The 7,079-nt window shown below is 59.8% G+C and carries 2 protein-coding genes; both read right to left on the reverse strand.

Going from position 1 to position 7,079, the window contains the following annotated elements; translation table 11 throughout:
• On the reverse strand, positions 1–3,429 hold a 3,429-nt coding region (recB, locus tag ACQKP4_RS27875), incomplete at its 3' end, for an exodeoxyribonuclease V subunit beta (protein ID WP_427637248.1).
• Complete coding sequence (recC, locus tag ACQKP4_RS27880) at positions 3,426–6,878, reverse strand: exodeoxyribonuclease V subunit gamma (RefSeq protein ID WP_427637249.1); 3,453 nt, start codon at positions 6,876–6,878, stop codon at positions 3,426–3,428. The genes recC and recB, both read right to left, overlap by 4 nt.
• Between the last annotated feature and the right edge of the window lie 201 nt (positions 6,879–7,079).

Below are 7,079 nucleotides of genomic sequence, written 5' to 3' on the forward strand. Positions count from 1 at the left end.
AATCGACTGCTCCATTGCCTGCTCGGTGTACGCCGAGTCGTCGAGGCCCAGCCAGTTGGATTTGTAATCGGCGACGTAGTAGCGACCGTCGTGTTCGAACGTCAAGTCGATGAAACCTTTGAACATGCCATTGAGCAACACCGGTTCCGCCGAGACACGGGCTACGCCGTCGTGAGTGTATTGACGCACCAGCTCATCGAGTTTGAGCACGTCGACCTTGTGACTGGCGAACCAGAACTCCATTTCGACGCGGTACTGGGTCAACTGCTCGAAGACCACCGGCGACTGCCCGCCACCGATGTGCAGCGGGGCCTTGAGCAAATGTTGCAGCCACTCGCTCAGGGTCGAGATCCAGCCTTCCCAGCCACGACGGTTGCAACGTCGGGCGATGGCGTCTTCCACGGCTTGCGCGGTGACGGCAAAACCTTCATCACCGGCCCACTCCAGCAAGCCGTGGAGAAAGGTGCCGGGGTTGGGTCCACGGGGGAATCGATGGATGTCGGCGCCGCCGGCAAGCACTTCTCGCGGCGCCTCCGGATCGAGGCGCTCATCGTCGAAAAGTTTTTGTGCCTGCGGGCTCTCCGGGGCCTCGTCACTGCCAATACTCAGAACGTCGCCAATGCGCAAGGCGCTGTACGAGGCGATCCACCAATTTTCACTGGCCTTGCGTTTGGGTAGCAGCGGGGCAAGCAGGGTCGCTTCATTCAGCGGCGGATGATAGTGCTCGGCGGTTGCCTGCGGCATCTCGTGGTAATTCAGCGCCGGACAGTCCTGTTGAAGGTCCTCCAGCCAACGTTTCAACCCTGGCGACTGCGCCAGTGCAGCACCGCCGCCCAACAAATAACCCAGCGCAGAAAGGTGCAACACCGAGCTGTTGTTATTGCCACGTTTGAGATCCGTCACCCCGAGCCAGCAAGCATGTTGCGCGCGGGTCAGGGCCACATAGAGCAATCGCAGGTCTTCGGCCAGACGCTCATCGTCGGCCAGCGCAATCAACTCGGCGGTCGGCCTCAACGTCACCTGAGCCTTGCCTTCGGCATCGTGGTAATGCAACGGCAAGCGGCTGCCATCCACCGGTTTTGCCGAGCAAATGAACGGCAGAAACACCAACGGATATTCAAGGCCCTTGGACTTGTGAATGGTCACGACTTTGACCAGTTGCTCGTCACTTTCCAGACGCAGGATCTGCTCTTCCCCTGCCTGGCCGGACAACGCCAGATGCTCGGACAAATGCCGGATAAGCGCTTGCTCGCCATCCAGCTCAGCCGCCGCTTGTTGCAGCAATTCGGACAGGTGCAACAAGTTGGTCAGGACACGCTCACCGTCGCTGCGCGCAATCAACGCTTGAGGCAACTGGAAATCATGCAACAAGCGTCGCAGCATCGGCAGAACGCCTTGCTTGCGCCAGAGCTCGCGATAACCACGGAACTGCATGACGCGGGATTCCCAGGCCAGTTCGTCCTGATTCAGTCGCTCCAGTTCAGCCAGCGACAGGTTCAGCGTGATGCAGGCCAGCGCTGCGCGTAGCGGGCGCTCGACATCGGGTTCGGCACAGGCCTTGAGCCAGCTCAGCACGTCGTGAGCTTCCTGGGCGGCGAATACTGAATCCTTGTCCGACAAATAAACGCTGCGCACACCCCGGGCGGAGAGTTCGCCGCGTACGGCCTGGGCTTCTTTACCGTCGCGCACCAGGACCGCGATGTCCGCTGGCAACAGGCCCCGGAAGTCTTTTTCGTTCTGGATGAAACCGGCACGACCTTGTTGTCCGCCATTCAGCAACGCGGTGATTTCACTGGCGCACGCGGCGGCGAGTTGTTGTCGATACACCACGCCGGACAGGGGTTGCTCGGCAGACAAATGCCAGATATTCAGCGCTGGCAGCCCCTGCCCGTTCACGTTGAGGGTTTCTTCGCGACCTTGGGATTCAACTGGCAGAAACGGCACCGGGTTATCGCCATTCTGTTCGCGAAACAGGAACGCGCCACGGCCCAGCTCGCGCTGCTCTGCGCGTTCGAACACGTGATTCACCGCACTGACCATGCCGTGACTCGAACGAAAGTTGGTGCCCAGCGTGTGCAGGCGACCTGTGGTGGCCTGGCGGGCGCGCAGGTAGGTATAAATGTCAGCGCCACGGAACGCATAGATCGCCTGCTTCGGGTCGCCGATCAGGAACAGACCGCACTCGGGGTTGTTGTCTTCGATGCGATAGATACTTTCGAAGATCCGGTACTGCACCGGGTCGGTGTCCTGGAATTCATCGATCAACGCGACCGGAAACTGTTCGCGGATCAGGGTAGCCAGACGCTCGCCGCCGTCGGACTGCAACGCCGCGTCGAGGCGTAGCAGCATGTCATCGAAGCCCATTTCCGCGCGACGCCGTTTTTCTTCTTCGAACCGCGCGCCCACCCAACGCGCAGCATGTTGCAGAACGACGGCATCGGGGGTCGGCAACGCATCAAGACTGCTCTTGAGACCGGGCATCGCATCCAGGCTCGGGTGGCTGGGCGGCTCGCCCTTCCAGGCTTCAGCCATGCCATCCGGTGTCAGACGCGTGAAACCGGTCCCGATGTCCAACTGCTCCAGGGACTCGTCGTCGGCCCAGGCTTTGATTTTTTCGAACCACGGCTCGAAGTAGCGTGCCTGCATTTTGCGACCGTCGACGCTCTTGCTCGCAACACCCTGATTGCAGATGGCGAGCAGTTCGTCGGCCCACTGGCGCCACGGCATTTTGAGCTCAAGCAACGCGGCTCGACGTTCTTGCAGGCATTCAATGATCAGTTCGGCGGGGGCTTTACCTTCGACGCTGTCGCGCTCGCTGGCGAACAAACCACGCACTCGCGGCAGCAACGCCGCCGGGCCGCCCCAATTGCCACGCACCCAGTTCAGCGCGTCGCCTTGCATCGGATAGCAGAACAGTCGCCAGTAATCACGCAGGACTTCACCGAGCAAATCGCTGTGGTCGGTTTCCAGGGTTTGGGTAAACAGGCTTCCACTGTCGAACGCGTGTTCGCGCAACATGCGCTGGCACCAGCTGTGGATGGTCGAAACGGCGGCTTCGTCCATCCACTGGGCAGCGATGTCCAGACGGTTTGCGCAACCGGGCCATTGCTCGCGCGAATACTCCTCACGAAGCTCGGCGATCAGGCTGTCCGGGGCTGGCATCTCATCGCGGAAAAACCGCGCCGCTTCGGCCAGGCGCGTGCGAATGCGTTCGCGCAGCTCCTTGGTGGCGGCGTCGGTGAAAGTCACAACGAGGATTTGCGGTGGCAACAGCTCACGGCCAAAACCGCTCGATGCGTCGCCATGACCGAGGACCAGACGCAGGTACAGCGCGGAGATAGTGAATGTCTTGCCAGTGCCGGCGCTGGCTTCGATCAGTTGACTACCGCGCAGGGGGAACGCCAGGGCCAGTGGAGTTTTCTTGGTCATGGGCGCGCCTCCTCGCTGGACAATGATCGCCAGGGGGCATCGAGCATCGGTTTATACAAAGCGTTGCACCAATCGGCGAACGTCTCGTCTGCGATGAGGGCATCGTAGTCAGCGAATTGCCGTGTGAGTGCGGGGCTTTCACGACGCTCGCCGTCGGTGGTCAGGCCATCGCCTTCGTAGGCTTTGCGGGCGGCGGCGTCGGCCTTGAGCGGGTCAGTTTGAGCCAGCCAGGCGAAAGCGGTTTTTACCGCAATCGGCAACGGTTGACGCATTCCGGTTTGCCACGCTGATAGCAGGTCGCCGAGGATACGTAGCGCCGCGCCCTGCTCCATAGGCCCGAGCAGCAGACTGTCATCGCTGGCCACCAATGCCGTAGTCATCGACAAGCCACTGGCGCAGGCAACCAGGTGGTTCACCCAGGGCCGCGTCAGACGATGCCATTTGCGGGACTTGATCGCGCCGATGCTGTTGGGGATGGTGGTGACGGACAACAAATCACCGTCGGATCGTTGGTGCAGGCCGCTGAGCCACCCCTCCAGACGCAGCCCTTGCCATTCAAGACTGACCGGCAGCGCACTGCTGAGCGGCGTGGGCCATAAGGCCAGGAGCTGTTGAAAGCGCTGCAGCAGATCCGGTAGCGGTTCGATCAACTCCCGTTGCAGGCATTCACCGAAGCCTGCCATCGGCAGCAGTCCGCTGTTTTGCAGACGCTTGGCCTGAGCTTCGAGTGCCCGATCAGGGTGCTCCAGTTGCGCCAATGCCGCGCCGAGCAAGCTGTCGCTGAGGGTGTAGCGTTGCAATGCATCGAGCACAAAGGGCTCTTCATCAGCGAGCGGAACGTCGGCGGCTTCGAAAAATACTTTCAGTCGCAGGCTGAAGAAGTGGCGCACCGGGTTGCGCAGGAAGTCCTGAAGCTGACTGAGGCTCAGGGGTTCGTCCTGAACGTAGGGATCAAGTACCTCGCTCTCGGTCGCTTGCCGGGTGAACTGGTGGAGCAACTGCCACTCGCTGGCGTAGCTGAACAGCTCATCTCCCTCGTGGAAGTAGCGGGCGCTGAAAGGCTGCAATGGGTGTTCCTGAGTCATGGACTCAAGCAAGTCTTCATCAGGGTATTGCAGTCGCCAGCCACTGGCCAAGTGATCGCGCAGTTGACCAATGAGCACGGACGCCGGCCGCTCGCTGTTGTCTCGAATGCTGCGGCCGACCCAGCTGATATAGAGCTGGTCTCGTGCTGACAGCAATGCTTCCAGCAGTAGATAGCGGTCATCTTCGCGACGGGACCGATCGCCGGGGCGGTAATCGCTGCCCATCAGGTCGAAGTCCAACGGCGGTTGTGCGCGAGGGTAATCGCCGTCATTCATACCGAGCAGGCAGACCAGTTTGAACGGGATTGCACGCATGGGCATCAATGTGCAGAAGTTAACGGCCCCGGCAAGAAAACGCTGCGACAGGCGCCCTTGGTCAAGACCTGCGAGCCAGGCTTCACGAACCACAGTTAACGGCAAAACGTCATACAGGCCAACGGATTCACAAGTATCGAGCCACGTCTCACGCAGCTCTTCGAGTTGGGCCAGCAAGTAATCGTCATGCTCGTTGCTGGCCTGGAAGAATAACTGAACCAACGCTTGCAACCGAACGCCCCATTCTTTGGGCGGTACCGGTTGAGTGAGTTCCTGATGGGCAATTTCCAGTGCATCGAGCAGCGCGACCAAAGGACCGATCAGTGCGGCGTCGAGACCACCAATTTCGTCGTAGGGCTCAATGCCTTCGCAGGCTGTGGCGCTGCCTACGGCATAGCCGAGCAACATCCGTCGCAGGCCGAAACGCCAACTGTTTTGCTCCAGCTTTGCCGGCAGTCCCAGGCCCGCGCGCTGTTCGGCATTCATACCCCAGCGAATGCCTGCGCCTTCGATCCATCGGTGCAGGGTTGGAAGGTCGCGCTCCTCGACACCGAAGCGGGTGCGCAACGCGGGTACGTCCAGCAGGTCGAGGATTTCGCTGACCGGGAATCGACTGTCTGGCAGCTTGAGTAGATGTTCCACCGCGATCAACAACGGATCGCGGCCGCGCTGGCCTTGGTCTGCCAGCGTGAATGGGATAAAACGCGGATCCTGGCGTTCGAGTTGGCCAAATACGGCGCGGATGTGCGGCGCGTAACTGTCGATGTCCGGGACCATCACAATGATGTCGCGAGGCCGTAAGTCAGGGTCAGCGCTGAAGCGGGCGAGTAATTGGTCGTGGAGGATTTCCACTTCGCGCTGGGCGCTGTGGGCGATGTGAAAGCGGATCGATTGATCTGTTTTCACATCGACAGCCGGCCAGTGCTCACGGGTTTCACTCAGCGGACGCAGTTCAAGGATGTCGTCCTGCAACTGGTTGAGCATGTTCTGTGGCTGATTGTCGCTGAACAGGTCGATCCGACCCTCGCGAAATACCGAGCGATAGCTGGAAGGATCGTCGTAACTGTCGAGCAAGTTGATGTAGTCCCGACCTTGCTTGCCCCACGCCGCAAGCAATGGGTGCGCATGTTGATGCAGGGTTTGTGGATCAAGCACGACGGGCATGCCGCTCTTGCGAGCCTGACGTTTGTATTGATGCCGGAGCAGGTCTTTATCGGCGACGATGTCTGCCCAATGGTGACGACATGGGTTGTGTACGCAGAGTAAAACCTGACTGAAGCGAGCCAGTCCGGCGAGCGCTTCAAGGGCTTGAGCGGGGAGCGACGAAATCCCGAAAACGATCACCCGCGAAGGTAGCCCCTTGGGTGCAACTTCCAGGCTGTTGATGCGTTCGATAAACCGTTGATGAACGCCTGCACGACTCTGCGCCATGCCTTCTTCACCCACATCCAGCAACAGCGCACGCCACAGTTCCGCCTGCCAGCAGTTGGCCGGAGTCAGCGGTTTGGATTCACCTCTGCCATTGCGTAATTGGTGACGACCGTCTGCCCAGTCTTCGAGCCAGTCAGCCCGGTAAACCTGATATTGGTCAAACAGATCCGCCAGTCGCTCGGCCAGTTGGTAGCGTTTACGCAAATCGGTGTCATGGGTCAGGAAGCGCTGGAGGGGTTCGAAATGCGGCTGGTCGATCAACTGTGGAAGCAGGCGCATCAGTCGCCAGGTTAGCGGGGCTTTATCGAGCAGAGATTTCACCGGAATTTCATCGCGCCCAAGCACCATGCGGTAGAGCTGCCACATGAAGCTGCCCGGCAACTGCACGTCAATGGCGGCGGCGATGCCACAACCGCCCATGTCATCGTCTTCCGGGTCCTCAGCCAGTGCCAGCTTCAACCATTGCGCGATGCCGTTGCTTTGCACCAAGGCAATTTCATTCTCCAAAGGAGCCAGCGGGTAGCGCCGCATTACGCTGATCACCAGGCTGCGCAGTTCATTCAAACTGTTGCTTTGAACAACCATAAAAGCAGCATTGAGGGACGTCGCGTCCGGCATAAAGGCTTCCTTGGGAAAATACAAAAGCTAGGGCCGAACCTTAGCATTGTCGGGAGACTGTGACAGCCGGGAGCGGTCTGGTAATGCTGTACGAACTTTCCTGCGAGCAAAACAAAACCCCTACCTGCATACGCAGATAGGGGTTTCGGAATTTAATCTTGACGATGACCTACTCTCACATGGGGAAACCCCACACTACCA

Source organism: Pseudomonas sp. NPDC086278, assembly GCF_050280905.1.
In the GTDB taxonomy this organism is placed as follows: domain Bacteria; phylum Pseudomonadota; class Gammaproteobacteria; order Pseudomonadales; family Pseudomonadaceae; genus Aquipseudomonas.

Coding starts and splice junctions, on each gene's coding strand:
- recC (WP_427637249.1), bottom strand. CDS start 6,878: ATGCCGGACGCGACGTCCCTCAATGCTGCTTTTATGGTTGTTCAAAGC.